Here is a 15,871-nt window from a genome sequence, read left to right as displayed (position 1 = left end):
AGTTAGATGCCATATTTCGAATCAAACTTCAGAGACATCAACTCTTAAAGCTTTGAAACATTAGGAACGAAATTATGAAAATTGTATTAGCATTAGGGGGTAACGCACTCCTTCAACGTAAAGAAGCTCAAACATTAGAAAATCAACTCAAGAACATTAAAGAAGCGTCAGCCAGTATCGCTAAAATTGCACAAGGCAACGAGCTAGTTATCGTGCACGGCAACGGCCCACAAGTTGGCATGTTGATGGAACAGAACGCAACCTATCATGAGGTAAAACCTCAAATATCACCGTATCCGATGGATGTTTTAAGTGCCGAGACATGTGGCATGATTGGTTGTTTACTGCAACAAGAGCTGCTAAATGCAGACAACACATGTTCGCCAATCAGCATCATTACGCAGACATTAATCGAGAAAGCGGACCCGGCATTCGAAAATTTGACCAAATTTGTCGGCCCTGTCTATAGCAAAGACGAAGCAACAAAAATAATGCGAGAACGCCCTAACCTTCAATACAAGCCTGATGGTGACTACTATCGACAGGTCGTCGCTTCGTCTATGCCCAAGGAAATCTTTGAAATCTCACAAATCAACGCATTACTAGCTACTGGCAGTATCGTTATCGCTGGTGGCGGTTGTGGCGTACCCGTTTATAAAGATGATGATGGAATGCTTAACGGAGTAGAATGCGTTATTGATAAAGATTATACCGCTGAATTGATTTCCGAAAATATCGAAGCCGACATGTTCATTATTTTAACCGACGGTGATGTTTGTGAGAATTTCGGAACCCCAGAGCAAAGAAGCATCAAACAGATCTCACACGTAGACCTACGTAGATATAACTTCCCAGCAGGATCTATGGGGCCTAAAGTAGATGCGGTTTGTAAGTTTGTACAGCAGACTGGACGCAAAGCCGTTATAGGTTCACTCTATGAACTCGATATGATCTTAAAGGGACGTGCAGGCACCTCAATTAAAGCTGAGTGCGCACTAGAATATTACAATAGCTAGCGAGTTCAACGAAAAATAGAGATGACCGTCAACAGGTCTGCAATAAGCAATCATGCAGACCTTTAAAGTTTAACTATTTAAACATTGTTCTCTAATCGCGAAATCACCTGTACATTCTTAACTTGGTTTCTACCGTTACTTTTCGCTTGATAAACCGACTGATCTGCCAGTTTTATCAACTCATTAAAATCGGAGGTCTCGCTGGTTTTCTCTGCCACACCCACACTAACACTGCCTTCCCATAACTTATTGTCATTTTTAACCATCAACTGATTGACCTGTTGCAGCATGATATTGGCAACGTGTACGCCTCCGCTCAAATCGGTATCGGGGCAAATAACGATGAATTCGTCTCCACCGATGCGACACACGATATCGTCGGTTCTAAACGCGCCTTTAAGGGTTCGAGCCAACTCGCATAAGACGAGATCACCGGCATCATGACCATGGGTATCGTTGACGGTTTTAAAGTGATCGGCGTCAACCATGATGCATACTAAGCGATCCGTTGAATTCCATAATTCACGCAAACTACGAATAGCATGGCGTCTGTTAGGTAATTTAGTCAATGAATCGGTTAAGGTTAGCTCTTCTAATTGCTGGTTAGCCGTCGATAACTCTTGTGTACGCAGAGCTACTTTTTTTTCTAACGATTCATTCAGTGCAATAAGCAATTTATTCCGCGCAGAGACTTGTTCAAACAACCCATTTAATGCCATTAAGAGGGGCTCTGTAGCGCTATCCCTTTCCCGCTCTTCGTTTTCATAGGCTTCATTAGCCGAGAGGCCACTTTCTATTGATGCCGCTTGGCGGGCCATATTTTGATCGCAACCCAGGATATGATATGCCAACCAGTGGATTAAGAAATCCAACAGTAACTCTGATGAATTTTGATCATCAAAATCAATCAGACCTTGCATAGAACGTATGTCACTCATAAAGTTACGGTGTAGCTTTATGTGAAAGCCGACATGACGTTCATCAACGCCAATACTCGCCATTAGCGCTTCTTCTTGCTCAAAGTGAAATTCAGCGTAATCAGACAATTCAGCTAGCGCAGTTTTAACATCTTCTTGTTTTAATCCGTTCTCAGAGATTAGTTCGGCATATTTATTTATAATGCCGACCAGATACTGATGCTGTTCATCAACATCATCTAATCCAGTTTCAAAATTTTTGTCCCACAAAAATGATTTCATTCAATAACCTAAGTCATGCAAATTAACGCGGTAAGCCCGTAATCTGGCGAATTATTCCATCTTACCCATAAGTTTAACTTATAGCGCATTTTGATGAGTTAAACCTCTAGCCAAGTCATAAAATATCAGACAGTTAACTTATAGTCTCGATTCTTCCCATTGCTTTTCGCTGCAAAATATTTTGTGACATTGGCGTTTTTTAGTTACTGAACTATCATTAAAAGGTAGCCAAGGCTACAGTCTTACTCGCTACACCGTTTTTGATTGCCATTTTCTGGTAATTTAGAACAAAAAAAGCGCCAGCTTAATTAGCTGGTGCTTTGTTTTTTCACTAGTCTATTTTACATTTTAACTGCGTCTAACACTTTTTCAGCCCCTTCAACTGAAGCATCTAACGTTAGGCGATACTTACCGGCTTCTGGTAATTTACAATTGCCATTGTCTGTTGCACAACCCCAATTGGTGTCCCACGTGCCTTGAGTAAACTTATACTCTTCGGCTCCGTCTACTGTGACATCAACCGTGTAGCTACCATTCCCTGTAAAGCTCGCAAGTGTGCCATCGGCTGTCCACCCATTCAGGCTTCCAGCTACGTACACTTTGGTTTCATATCCAAACGGTGGCACTTCATCTTTTTTACTGACTGCAAGGCCTTCACCACGCTCACCAGTTCTTGGCTGTACAAACACCGCACTTCCCCAAGCAGGAACAACAAACGTTCCGCTGGTAAAGCTAGCCCCATCAGATACAGAGTTAGATGAGATATGAGCCGAGCTCAATTCAAACCCTTCTAGTACCGACGAGAACTTGCTAAAGCTCTGCTCACTTGGTGTTGCGTTGATCATGACAACCACTGCGTCCAAGCTTTCATCTAAATCTGTCGCTTGAGTCGAACCGTTATCAATCGTCATTACAATCAAACCAGGAACCTGTGATGCGCCCGTGTTTTTGAAATCTACGCGGCTCATAACCTCTTGTGCAGTAGGTAACGTTAGCAGAGGCGATGACTTACGCAATGTTAATAGTTCTTTATATTGCGTAAATGCAGTATCGATGTTGTTTGCTGACGCTTGAGCGTTTGCAACCAAAACGTCTGTAATCACGTCATAGTTATCGGCGTCTTTATCTTTAGCTGGTAAACCTTTGTTCCAGTTATTATCGTTGAGAGTGAAATCAACCTTGTTGTACCAGTCTCCATAATCGTACGAGTCGCGCTGCATTGATTTAGAACGCAACAACTCGCCACCCATGTGGTTGAAAGGCATCGCCTGACCTAATAGAACCGTTGCCATACCAATGGATTGCATTTTAACGCGATCTTCCACGGTAACTTCTTTCGCCACTTTGTACATGTTGATATCCCAGAACGTCTGGTTATCATGTTTTGATACATAGTTTTGAACTTCCCAAGGTTGGTCTGCGTAACCGGCTTTTTGGCCGTTGTAATCCAGCGTTGACCCTTTTTGTGTGTTGCCGTCTTTATCAACAAACTCGAAGTCCTTCAGATTACCAGCCATACCCAATCGAGTAAGGTCAGCTTGGTGTAACGCGCGTTTTAGTTCATCGGCATCCGCTGTTGCCAACTCATTTGGTAACACGTATGCACCGGTTGCAAAACCTTGAGTTTTACGAAGACCTTTACCACCATCAAATGGGCTACCACCGCGAACGGCATCACGCAAACGGTCTGAGAACGAACCAATACCGGTCCCACCTAAATGCTTTTGTGTTGCCTGAACAAAACGTTTATCGTCTTGCACTTCACCAAAGTTCCAACCCTCACCGTAAAAATACACTTCAGGGTTAACAGTTTTAGCCGCGTCTAATGTGCCTTTCATCTGCGCTAATGGATGGTGGCCCATCAAGTCCCAACGGAAGGCATCAATTTTGTACTCTTTCGTCCACGTTTTGATCGAGTCATCGATCATCTTGGCAAACATTTCGTGTTCTGGTGCCGTATTTGAACAACAAGTCGAATTGGTGACTGCGCCAGTATCAGGTACTAAACGTTGGTAATACAATGGAACGATTTTATCCAGAACCGACTTCTCGTTAAGCCCTGCGTCGTTCGTGTGATTGTACACAACATCCATGACCACATTCATTTTGATGTCTTGTTTAACCGATTGCACCATCTGACGGAATTCAAGAATACGTGAAGAACCTTCAGCGTTGGACGCATATGAACCTTCAGGCACCGTGTAATGAAGCGGATCGTAACCCCAGTTATAGCTGTCAACACCACGAACCAATTCGTTTAAGTCTTGAACTTTTGGTGTCTCTTTCGAATCGCTTGCTTTGATTTCTTCAAATACTTCAGCGATGGTAGAACCGCTATCACAGTACTTGCTAAAGTCGGAAGATTTTGTCGCAGGATTTACCGTGCAAAGCTTGCTAAATGGTTCATCAATGTTTGCAACTTTGCTAGGATCTTCATTGATCGTCGCAATATCAAACACTGGCAACAAATGCAGGTGCGTCATGCCCGCTTCACTTAACTGTTTCAAATGCTCAGTAGGAACAGTGCCATTTTCAGTAAAGGCTAAGTATTTGCCTTTATTTTCTGTGCTTGCGTCTAAAGAAGAGAAATCACGCACGTGAGATTCGTAAATCACCATGTCAGAAAGATCCGCATCCTTTTGAGAATGTGGTGACGCGAGTGAATCCCAACCAGATGGCTTTAACTCATCAGAAGAAAGATCGATGGCCTGACTGAAGATAGAATTAGTAGACAGTGATACTGAGTACGGGTCTGTTACTTCGTAACCGTAACCTTTTTGCTCACGTGGTTGGAATACTTTCATTGCGTAGCGATAGTATTTTTTATCCACCGCATCCAACTCTTCAGTAAGGCTCCAGCTACCGGTTTTTGCGTCTTCAATCATCTGAACACGCCTAATTTCTTGCTTGTCTTGACCATAAATGACCAAGTCTACGTCTGACGCCGTTGGCGCCCACAAGCGGAATGTCACACCGTTATCGCCATAAACCGCACCATATTCGAGGGCTTTGGCTTCTTCTGCGTATAAGTCATCCAACGCACCCGCGTATTGAATTGCAGTCGCTGAACGCAGCTGTTGTGCACCATCGGCTGCGGACGATGAAATTGCAACCATGCTGCCTTTTAGCAATTTGTTTAAACTCACATTAGCGTTTAATGCTGGGATCTCAAATGCTGGATAATCAGCAAGGTGTGGGAATTTGGCCTTCTGTTCGTCTGTTAGCGTGGTCGAGGTCAGTTTAATTGCAGAGCCTGAAATTACCCCATCTTTAACTGGGTATTTACCATCGTTGCTGAACTTAATTTGGACATCAGATTTATCTCCACCCTTCCAAACCAATGTATTGGCATCAATTAAAATGGCGCCAACGGTATCAATTGCGAATTCAGCGCTTGGGCCCGCAATTTCAAACGCTTTATCTCGGCTCGCATAGCTTTCACTGCGGCCCGGCATATAAGTAGTCGATTTGGTGTCACCCAACGTCGCGATGTTCACGGTTAGATCCGAACCGATCAGTTTGTCTTTTGCCGCATTTCGGAATATGACTTTGAAGCAGCCTTTATCTGTATCCGTTACTGGGACGTACCAAACTGGACCAAATTCATCGACCTCATTGGCTACCACAGACACGTCATCCCAACCGTTGTTAGCGTAAGAGCTTTCCATTGCTGTACATTCAGACGCCGTATCGTTCCAAATGTGAAGATTCATTTTGTCATATGGCGCGTAATCACCCATTGGGTCATAAAGTTGTAGAGCCACTTGGCTAGAACCTGGTTTCGCTAACTCACCCGGAGCTTTGACTACAGGAAGTTTGACGTCTGTATCCGTTTGATCAAGTCCATAGCTTTTCAAAAGTAACGTAGAACGCTCACCCGTAGCGTCCACAGGTTTACCATCAACCAAGCCAATTTGTTTGCCAGCATCGGTAGAACTGACCGCGACGGACTCTTTTTTAGCACCAGAAGAATCAGTAAAAGTACAATTTGCATCAGCCGCACCGCTGATCAACCAAGTTGGGCCAAAGCTATCGGAATGTGCCGGTGCAACCGCTTCCGCGCCGTCACAACTCAATGTCCATTTCGAATAATCTTCAGAAGACGTCGCTGCCATTGCCTGCACCGCACTACTGCTCGGCGATACCACATAGCTCACTGCAATCTGTTCGTTTGATGGAACTGGCGCAGCCGCTGGTAAGTCGACTTGTGGTGGTAGAACAATACCTGCTTGCGGAGTATCAACTTTATCGTTTGATGGCTTAACGACCGTGGTCTCATCGTCCGAGTCGTTACAGGCGGTTAATGCGCTAGCCGCGAGAATCGATAGCAATGCCACCGACAATTTGGATTTTCGTAGAGTAAATTTATTATTCTTCACGTTTCTAGTCCGTCAGTTAGTTTTTATAAAAAGGTCGCTTCCTGCCTAAAAAAGCTAAATCTAGGTTAGAAAATTTCTTGCTCTACAAACCGTGACGGAGTTGAATTTTTTGTTTCATTTCTCGTAGAAAAATAAGTTTCGTAACTAAAATCACCCTTTGTATGCCTGCTTTATTTGACGTAAATCTCATTTATTGGTTGTTTTTCACACAGGCCTTAGCACTACGCCTACAAAAAGAGAGCCGTTAAAAACTAGACTGCCTCCCAAAACGAGATCCCCCTTTCAATCGGTGCAACATTCCGGCCTTAACGCCTGTTAATTTTTCCGTCCAAAAGGTTCAGTAAACGAAAAAATGGCGCTTCAAATTGATTGAAGCACCATTTTAGGCCGTATTATTTTAGGTCTTACTTAGGTTTTAGGGTGGATCTTGAATAAAATCGCAAACATTACAGGCACAACTATCAGCGTCAATACCGTCGCGAAACCAAGGCCCGCCATGATGGTTACCGCCATCGAACCAAAGAACGCATCGAATACCAGAGGGATCATCCCTAAAATGGTCGTCAATGCCGCCAAACCTACCGGACGTACACGGCTTATTGCGCTGTCTACAATCGCAAGGTGCGGGTCTTTCCCTGATTCCATTTCAATGTTGATCTGATCCAATAACACGATGCCGTTTTTTAGAATCATGCCGCTCAGGCTAAGTAGGCCAAGGAAAGCGGTAAAACTAAACGGCATTCCACCAACTAGTAAACCAATCGAAACACCAATGATAGATAGCGGAACCGTAAACCAAATCACTAATGGTTTCTTGAACGAGTTGAACAAGAAAATAGTGATGATAAACATCAATAAGTAACCCATAGGCAGTGAACTGAATAACGAATCTTGTGCATCTTTAGACGACTCGTATTCACCACCCCAACTGATGCTATACCCTTCTGGCAATGGCAGAGCTTCAATACTCGGTTGCACACGGCTAAACAAGCTTGCAGCTGTGTCTTGGCTAAGCACGTCGTGATCGGCTAATACGGTTAAAGTGCGCTTTCTATCTCTGCGTTGAATCAAAGGTTCTGACCACGCCAATTCAACCCCGTCGATCACTTGTTCAACCGGTACATAACCTTGTTGTGTTGGGCTCCAAATTTTTACGTTTTGCAGTGATTCAAAGTCAACACGTTCTTCTTCTGGCAAACGGCTCATGATCGGCAAACGGTGAGTACCGTCTCTTAACAACCCAATCACACTGCCACCAAAGGCATTTTGCAGAGTATTGGAAAGATCGGCTTTAGAAATACCTAAACGTCTGGCTTTCGATTCATTGAAAATTGGCACCAACTCTTTTGTACGCTCACGCCAATTGTGTCTTACGTTTCTTGCACCATCGTCAAGCAATAGAATGTCTTCTACTTGTACCGCGATATCACGCAATATTTGCGGGTCTGGGCCAGTGATTCTGGCTTCAATCTTAGATGCTGGCGACGGCCCGAATTCCATCAATTTAAACTGGAACGTCGGTTGGCTAAATCGATCGTTTAACGTGTCATTTAGCTGATTCAACAAAACAAACATATTTTCACGATCAGTCGAGCGTACTTGAAGCTGTGTGTACGCTTCGTAACTTTTCTCTGGCTGGTAGGTTAACGCAAAACGCTGTAAACCTTGGCCCGTAGACGTTGTAACGAATTCTACATGCTCTTGCTCACGAATGAATTTTTCAACGGACTGAGCTTGTTTTTGAGTTTGACGGATATCGGTACCTTCCGGCATCCACATATCGACGTAGAACATCGGCGTATTTGATGGTGGGAAAAACTGTTGTTTAACCATGCCAAATGCCATCACAGCACCGGCCAGTAACACAACCATAGTCACCACGGTTAACCACCGAAAGCGCAAGGCTTGCTTCAGTATACCGCCGAATATCGTGAACAATGCGCCTTTATATGGATCAGATTCTTCTTCCCCTTCCGTCAACGGTTGGTCTTTAAGAAGCAGCCCAGCCAAGAATGGCGTAATTGTTAAAGCGGTGATCCAGCTTAAGAATAAGGAGAAACACAATACCCAGAACAAAGATCCCATGAATTCGCCCGTTGCATCTTGCGACAAACCGATCGGTGCAAAGGCAGTAATGGCAATAACCGTTGCTCCTAGTAGTGGCCATTGTGTCTGCTTGACAATATCGGTTGCGGCTTGAACCTTGGTGCGTCCTTTTTTAAGACCAACCAGTATGCCTTCCACAACAACAATCGCGTTGTCCACCAGCATACCCAACGCTATGATCAAAGCGCCGAGTGAAATACGATGAAGCTCTATCTCATTTAACTGCATTAAGATGAATGTACCCAATACCGTCAGTAACAGCACAGAACCGATGATCAGGCCGCTTCTAAACCCCATAGCAAACAACAATACAATGATCACGATAGCAACAGCCTGGGCTAGGCTCACAACAAAATCTTGTACTGAGTTATCCACTTCTTGAGCTTGGTTGTAGAAATGGTCAATATTGACGCCTGCGGGTTTAATGTTTTCTAGGCTCGCCAATTTTGCATCAACCGCTTTGCCAACCTCTACAACGTTAACACCCGCACCAAAGGAAATTGCAAGGTTAATAGCCGGTTTACCGTTGTAGGTAATGATATTGGTCGGTTTTTCTTGCACACCACGAGATAGGTTCGCTACGTCTTTTAGGCGGATCAAATTACCGGTATCTCGGCCGTGGATGATCAGGTTTTCTAACTCTTCAACGCTAGACAAACTACCACTTGGCCTAATGGCTAAGTTTTCTCCGTTAAGCATCACTTCACCAGATGCTACGACGCTGTTTTGCTGATTAAGTAAGCCCACAATATTGTTAATATCAAGGTTAAGTGCGCTCATGCGATCTAGCGATATTTCAACAAACAGCATTTCTTGCTGATCACCAGAAATCGCCACTTTACCTACACCATCAACCAATTCAATCTCTCGTGACAGATAATCGGCATAACGCTTTAACTCAACATAGTCATAACCATCACCAGTTAGCATGAGCATCACACCATACACATCACCGAAGTCATCAATGATTTGAAGTGAATTCACCTCTTGAGGTAATGATGGGCGGAGATCGTTGATCTTACGGCGCATTTCATCCCATATCTGAGGGAGTTCATCCGGCCCGTAATCCATCTCCATGCTCACCATTATTTGCGACATGCCCGCAGATGAGGTTGATGTTATCTGCTTAATATAAGGAAGCTTTCGAATTTCTTTTTCTAAAGGATAAGTCAGCTCTTCTTCTACTTCCGTTGATGTGGCGCCCGGATAGGTAGAGATGATCATGGCATCTTTAATGGTAAACGCCGGATCTTCCAGGCGCCCTAAATCATTGAAAGCACTCACGCCTCCAATTGCTAAAATAACAATAAACAGCCAACTAATAACTTTGTTTTTCATTGAATACTGCGCAATATTCATTAGTGGTTACCCTCTGCTTTGACGACAGCTTGCCCTTCGCGTAATTTCCGTAAACTAGAACTGACGAGAATATCTCCCTCTGCCAGCCCACTCGCTATGATTGCCCCATCACTATTGATGAGTTCAACATCCACTTGTGTTCGGTGAACTTCACCATCAGACCACTTCCAAACATAAAATTGCCCATCATCGCTGCCTGCTTGCAATACTGGCATCGGCACTTGATAGCCCGTTTCCGTTCTTAGCCCTGCAGCCAGTAGATCAACTTCAACGTTAGCGCTGGTACCGGGTAAAATAGCCGGCGTCACTTGTGGCATTTTCAACCACATTTCGTACGTTTGAGACTGAGGAGCAGGTTCGCTCGTGTGTTCAAGGTAAGACAATGCATAAATCTCACTTGAACCTGAAAACGATGCCATTGGCTTATAATTAACTTGATTTTGGTCTGGGTTTAGCATGGCAAGGACCGTATCAGATAACTGAATTTGAACGTAAACTTGATCGTTCTGATACATACTTACTACGGTTTCACCGGGAGTAACGCTTTCAAATTGCTCTTTATCCAATGCTGAGATCACGCCGTCAAACGGTGCCGTTAGAATGCTGTATTGTTGTTTTTTTTGTTCAGCCTGAAAATTGGCTTTTGCTAATCTCATGTTAGCGGTAAGTTCGTCTAACTCCGCATCAGACACCATTTGGCGTGCGAACATCTCTTCACCACGCTTTAACTGTCTTTTAGCTAGCGCATATTGAGCTTTGGCATCCGATAACTTTTGGCGAAGTTTTCTATCATCTAACTTCGCGAGCACGTCGCCTTTTTTAACATGTTGCCCTTCAATAACAGAGCGAGACACCAACTCACCTTCAATTCTAAAAGAAAGCGGCGTTTGTTCTGCTGGCATCACCTGCCCTTTAAAGCTCCGATGCTGTGCTTCAATGGGTGCACTCACGGTCAGTGTCGAAACAGAAAGTGGCGTATTCGTTTGTTTTACGTCTTCTGTTGTACACCCTTGGGTTAACAGTAGCGCCGCAATACTGGTTGCTAATAAGCCATACTTCATTAGATGCCACCCTCTTTTTTCCATGCTTTCACGATTTGTCCTTCAATGAGCTTCTCGACACCTGCGACAACAATTAGATCGCCTTTTTCTAAGCCCGCGATCACCGAATTGTTATCATCAAATTGAACCGAAATGCGATTAACCTGTTGGCTATCTGGATCAAATCGCCACAATTCTCCCTTTGTTTCCAACTTTGATAACCACGCCGCGTTAGGCAGCGCAAAAGCACCATGTCGAGTCGCGGATTGAATGTGAACTTGGCCAGACATGCCTGTTAATAAGTTCATGGCTTTCGGTCTTTTGATGGTCACTGACGCTTCGTAACTATTGGTATCTAAGTCTGGTTGTGTTGATATTTGGTTGAAGCTCGCCTCAATACGCTGCTGTGAATGATTATCCATAGTGATCCAGATTCGCTTTTCTTTTAGCGCATCAATCCCAACGGTTTTTACATAAGAAACAGGAAGCGTGAACGCCACATCCATTTGATCAATGTTGATTAAATTAATCACGGGCTGTTTTGCCCCAACCAATTGAAATTGCTTTGCGTAGGTGTAAGAAACCATGCCATCAAAAGGGGCGAGTAACGCAGTGTGCGCCAAATCGGTTTTGGCTTGCTCTAAATTCGCTAGGTTAGCCTTAAAGCGCGTTTCATTTTGATCGTAGTTATCGGCACTAATTAGCTTTTTATCAAACAACTGCTTGGCTCTTTGATATTGAGTTTTTGCTAAATCATATTCAGCTTGCTTCGCGTCAACAGCCAGTTGGTAATCGGTAGGATCGAGTTTTGCGATAACCTGCCCTTTCTTCACCTGCTCACCCATTCGGACCGTGTGAGATTCAATCACCCCACCCACCTGAAATGACAGTTGAGCGCGTTCGGTTGCATCCACTTTTGCCAAAAAGCTATCAACGGTTTGCACACCAAGTTGAGGAACAGTGACTAACTTAACAGGCGTGATCACAGGATCAATTATTTCAGAGTTGGCGTTATTGCAGCCACTTAACGACAAGCTCAGTGCCGCGATTGCTGCAAGGCTCGTCAATTTAGCTAAGTGATTATTGGACGTTATCATCGTTTTCTCCATCACGATTGATTTACTACACACACGTGCAGTATATTCGGAATTAGACAGAGATCAATTGTTATTTTCCACCTGTGTAATATAATTAAATGACTAACTGGGCCAAATCTGGTAAAAATGTCCCCGAGCAATATAAGAAGAGTTAGCATGGTTGAACGAAAACAAGGTCGCCGTAGCGCCCAACAAGCAGAAGAGACCAAACAACATATCCTTTTATTCGCAACCCAGATGTTTTGCGAACAAGGCTATGAAAGGGTTTCATTACGAAGTATTAGTGAAAAAGCAGGCGTGTCACATAGCTTGATTCGCCATCATTTTGGTAGCAAAGAAAAGATATGGCATGCAATCAGCGATGGTCTACATGACTATATGCAGCGATATATTGGCCACATACTTGAGAAACTGCCCAGTAATACAGCACCAAATGTTAAGCTGTACACGCTTGTGTCCCGTTTGTTGGCATTTATGTTGACCTACCCTCAGCCAATTCAGTTAATTGCTGACGCAGTTAGGCAAGAAGATGCGTTATTTGATTATTTTATCGATAACGTTGGCGAACTTGAGTCGCAAGTATTCACTATTGCAGAAGAATACAACGCGCTATACCCAGAAACGCCAGTCAACGTAGCCGAAATAAAATGGCAGATGATCATGGTAGCTCACAGTGCGGCCAGTTTAACGCCATTCATGCGCCAAACTTGGGTGGATGAATCCCTCAACGACGTTGAATGCTTGGCTCGACAATGGAAAATGTTTGAAAAACATGTCGCGTCAACTCTGCATATTAAGCAGGAAAATCGATTGACCACCGTCACCGTTGATGATCTCGTCTACGATGTTCCCTGTTTTACTCAGGAGCAAGGCGGTGATTGCGCTTTTGAACAACAGCTCAACCAGCTCAACCGTGTATTTGGCTGCATGAATAGCGCTAAGCCGGAATCTGAGTAATAGCAGTACTTATAAATTGAGTGGTTTAAACAACGGCCGTCTTTATCAAAACAAAACCACCTAATCATGTTGCTGAATAGGTGGTTTTTTCGATTTGGGCTTGGTACCTGCTAGAATTTTGGCATGGCCGCAAGTTCCGACACTTCCAACTTACCTCCAATCGCTAAAAACGGGCATTTTTTCGCTATTTCAGCTGCTCGCTCGATAGAATCAGACTCAATAATGGTATAACCAGACATCAATGTTGCACTGCCAACATTAGTATTACCATTCGATTCAATGGTATGTGTATTTTTTATTGGATTCGCTGGGCTAACAAGTGCTTCGCCAATAGACGCCATCCACTCCTTGTAGGCCGCCATGTGTACTTTTCCTTCTTCCGGGGTGGCTGGTGGATTCCCGCCAAAATAGACAATTAGATACTGAGCCATTTGTTTCTCCCTATGTGCACTCTTTAAGATCTTCATTAAGCGTAGCAAGATATCAGATTAATGTTTCTATCTAAGTTTCTATCCAATACACGGCGTTCTCGCTCGCTCTCAATCATATCTACCTACAGTTGTTAATTGTAATTACTGTCATTGTATGTTCAATTAACACCAATTTAACAGCACTTGCACAAAGGAAAGCCCGTGAAGCTCGTGAATACCTACCTAACACTTGGTGAACACTTTTATCAAGAAGTCGACCCTACGCCTGTAGCATCTCCTCAACTGTTTCTATGGAATGAAGCGTTGGCAGCCGAGTTGTCTATCTCGGAGCAAATAAAAGACCAAGCCAGTGTCTATTTTTCTGGAAATGAGCGTTTAGAGGGAAGCCAACCGATAGCGCAAGCATACGCAGGCCACCAATTTGGCAGCTATAACCCACAATTAGGCGACGGCAGAGCTCATTTACTGGGTGATACCAAAAATATTAATGGCGAGATTCAAGAGATTCAGTTGAAGGGTTCAGGGCCAACCCGCTATTCAAGAAGAGGAGACGGACGATGCGCTCTTGGCCCCGCGGTCCGTGAATTTGTCATGAGCAAGGCGATGGACGCTCTTGGGGTTCCAACCACCAAAGCACTTGCGGTCGTCACGACTGGAGAGCAAGTATGGAGGCAGGCGTCGGAAGACGGCGCTGTGGTAACACGTGTCGCGTCTAGCCACTTACGAGTCGGTACATTTCAGTACATCGCAGCCCTTGATGATAAACAACAGCTTGAACAGTTACTGGACTTTGCGATCGAACGTCACTACCCCAACATTGCTGGACATCAGCAAAAAGCACTCGAATTTTTGAACTGCGTAATCCAAGCACAAATTAAGACGGTTGTAGAATGGATGCGAGTCGGTTTTATCCATGGCGTAATGAACACAGATAACACGACGATTTCCGGCGAAACGATCGATTATGGTCCCTGTGCGATGATGGGAAAATACCATCCATTAACCGTATTTAGCTCAATAGACAGAGATGGTCGATACAGCTTTGGTAACCAGCCGTGGATCATGCAATGGAATATGGCCCGCCTTGCAGAAAGCTTGATTAGCCTTGTCGATGAAGATACAGACACCGCCGTTTCTATGCTAGAGCCCTATATCAACGAATATTCAGAACAGTTTAAAGTCGCTTACTATCAAATGATGTTTAACAAGCTAGGATTAATCGCTCAGCCTAGCCGAGAATTCGTCGATAAGTTCTTAACTGCAATGCAAGATCTCGAACTTGATTATACTCTGACCTTTGCCGAATTAACTTTGAATCTAAAACGCTCGTCATTAGACAGTATAGAAACGCCAAACCTCGATGCACTAGGTGACGTTCATAATGAATGGAAGTCTCTGGTTGCAGCCCAATCGACTGCGGATACTTCAGCCTTAATGCAAGAATATAACCCACTCGTTATCCCGAGAAATCACCATATCGAATCCGTTATAGACCAATGTGAGTTAACAGGAAAGGCAGATTCAGCCATCGACATGTTGAAAGTACTGGCCTGTCCTTACCAACAATTGGCCGAAACACAATATTACCAAGATGCTGGATCGACGAACGATAGGTATTACCAAACTTTTTGTGGGACCTAACTTGTGGGTCCTAACCTACTGAGCTATCAGTTTTTATCTAATACCCTTGAATTTATTAAGAATTAAACAATACTAAAAGTACCATTAGCCAATAAGGATCGTCATGAAAGGCATTATATTCACTGAGTTCCTAGAGCTGGTAGAGGCACAATTCGGCCTAGACACATTAGACACAGTGTTAACCTTGGCTGGAGACGAGGGTATTTACACTTCAGTCGGAAGCTATGATCACAGAGACTTGGTTAAGCTCATTGTGCAATTGAGCAAACAAACCGAAATACCGCCGGAAGATCTGCAGCAAGTCTTTGGTCAGTCTGTATTTAAAAACTTACTGGCCAGCTTGCCAAGCGATGTAAGCTTAAAGCAAAGTACGAATACTTTTCAGTTTATTCGTCACGTTGAAGAATACATTCATGTGGAAGTTAAAAAACTGTACCCTGAAGCAAAGCCGCCTAGCTTCACTTTTATCACCGAAACAGAAGAGGCAATGACCGTCGATTACCATAGTGCTCGCTGCATGTCTCACGTTTGTTTGGGGTTGATACATGGCTGTGCTGAACATTTCAATGAACAATTGGATGTAACACTGGAGCCTCAAAATGAAAACGGCAGCTGCGTACGTTTTTATTTGACCATGAAGAAGTAA

10 protein-coding genes are annotated in these 15,871 nt (G+C 43.9%); 4 read left to right on the top strand and 6 right to left on the bottom strand.

Features of this window, described 5'->3' with window-relative positions; all coding sequences use genetic code 11:
* Nucleotides 1-74: 74 nt before the first annotated feature.
* Complete coding sequence (locus tag QWZ04_RS02110) at nt 75-1,016, top strand: carbamate kinase (RefSeq protein ID WP_290324496.1); 942 nt, start codon at nt 75-77, stop codon at nt 1,014-1,016.
* Between the two features lie 77 nt (nt 1,017-1,093).
* Here the strand turns inward: QWZ04_RS02110 and QWZ04_RS02105 are convergent, their stop codons facing one another.
* The 5 genes from QWZ04_RS02105 to QWZ04_RS02085 form a co-directional block, all read right to left on the bottom strand.
* A complete protein-coding gene (locus tag QWZ04_RS02105; RefSeq protein ID WP_290324494.1) occupies nt 1,094-2,215 on the bottom strand; it encodes a GGDEF domain-containing protein in 1,122 nt (373 codons plus the stop codon).
* A gap of 341 nt (nt 2,216-2,556) precedes the next feature.
* Nucleotides 2,557-6,594 carry a pullulanase-type alpha-1,6-glucosidase gene (gene pulA, locus QWZ04_RS02100; protein WP_290324492.1) on the bottom strand — a complete coding sequence of 1,346 codons (4,038 nt, stop codon included), beginning with the start codon at nt 6,592-6,594 and terminating at the stop codon, nt 2,557-2,559.
* 408 nt (nt 6,595-7,002) lie between these two features.
* Nucleotides 7,003-10,059 (bottom strand): efflux RND transporter permease subunit, encoded by a 3,057-nt coding sequence (locus QWZ04_RS02095; protein ID WP_290324490.1) that lies wholly within the window; start codon nt 10,057-10,059, stop codon nt 7,003-7,005.
* Nucleotides 10,059-11,120 (bottom strand): efflux RND transporter periplasmic adaptor subunit, encoded by a 1,062-nt coding sequence (locus QWZ04_RS02090; protein ID WP_290324487.1) that lies wholly within the window; start codon nt 11,118-11,120, stop codon nt 10,059-10,061. The genes QWZ04_RS02095 and QWZ04_RS02090 overlap by 1 nt, the downstream gene beginning before the upstream one ends.
* Nucleotides 11,120-12,196: an efflux RND transporter periplasmic adaptor subunit gene (locus QWZ04_RS02085; protein ID WP_290324485.1), complete on the bottom strand. Its 1,077-nt coding sequence runs from the start codon at nt 12,194-12,196 to the stop codon at nt 11,120-11,122. The genes QWZ04_RS02090 and QWZ04_RS02085 overlap by 1 nt, the downstream gene beginning before the upstream one ends.
* 156 nt (nt 12,197-12,352) lie before the next feature.
* On the opposite strand from QWZ04_RS02085, the gene QWZ04_RS02080 reads away from it, so the two are divergent.
* Nucleotides 12,353-13,153, top strand: a complete 801-nt coding sequence (locus tag QWZ04_RS02080; protein ID WP_290324482.1) for a TetR/AcrR family transcriptional regulator — start codon at nt 12,353-12,355, stop codon at nt 13,151-13,153.
* A gap of 110 nt (nt 13,154-13,263) precedes the next feature.
* Here the strand turns inward: QWZ04_RS02080 and QWZ04_RS02075 are convergent, their stop codons facing one another.
* Nucleotides 13,264-13,584, bottom strand: a complete 321-nt coding sequence (locus tag QWZ04_RS02075; RefSeq protein ID WP_290324481.1) for a YciI family protein — start codon at nt 13,582-13,584, stop codon at nt 13,264-13,266.
* A 201-nt stretch (nt 13,585-13,785) separates the two neighbouring features.
* Between QWZ04_RS02075 and QWZ04_RS02070 the strand changes: the two genes are divergently transcribed.
* Nucleotides 13,786-15,225 (top strand): protein adenylyltransferase SelO, encoded by a 1,440-nt coding sequence (locus QWZ04_RS02070; protein WP_290324479.1) that lies wholly within the window; start codon nt 13,786-13,788, stop codon nt 15,223-15,225.
* Between the two features lie 103 nt (nt 15,226-15,328).
* Nucleotides 15,329-15,871 carry a heme NO-binding domain-containing protein gene (locus QWZ04_RS02065; RefSeq protein WP_290324477.1) on the top strand — a complete coding sequence of 181 codons (543 nt, stop codon included), beginning with the start codon at nt 15,329-15,331 and terminating at the stop codon, nt 15,869-15,871.

Origin of the sequence: Vibrio tapetis subsp. quintayensis, from assembly GCF_030409945.1 — a bacterium.
Taxonomy (GTDB): domain Bacteria; phylum Pseudomonadota; class Gammaproteobacteria; order Enterobacterales; family Vibrionaceae; genus Vibrio; species Vibrio quintayensis.
This window is presented reverse-complemented; position numbering and strand designations above follow the sequence as displayed.

Coding starts and splice junctions, on each gene's coding strand:
- QWZ04_RS02110 (WP_290324496.1), top strand. CDS start 75: ATGAAAATTGTATTAGCATTAGGGGGTAACGCACTCCTTCAACGTAAA.
- QWZ04_RS02105 (WP_290324494.1), bottom strand. CDS start 2,215: ATGAAATCATTTTTGTGGGACAAAAATTTTGAAACTGGATTAGATGAT.
- QWZ04_RS02095 (WP_290324490.1), bottom strand. CDS start 10,059: ATGAATATTGCGCAGTATTCAATGAAAAACAAAGTTATTAGTTGGCTG.
- QWZ04_RS02090 (WP_290324487.1), bottom strand. CDS start 11,120: ATGAAGTATGGCTTATTAGCAACCAGTATTGCGGCGCTACTGTTAACC.
- QWZ04_RS02085 (WP_290324485.1), bottom strand. CDS start 12,196: ATGATAACGTCCAATAATCACTTAGCTAAATTGACGAGCCTTGCAGCA.
- QWZ04_RS02080 (WP_290324482.1), top strand. CDS start 12,353: ATGGTTGAACGAAAACAAGGTCGCCGTAGCGCCCAACAAGCAGAAGAG.
- QWZ04_RS02075 (WP_290324481.1), bottom strand. CDS start 13,584: ATGGCTCAGTATCTAATTGTCTATTTTGGCGGGAATCCACCAGCCACC.
- QWZ04_RS02065 (WP_290324477.1), top strand. CDS start 15,329: ATGAAAGGCATTATATTCACTGAGTTCCTAGAGCTGGTAGAGGCACAA.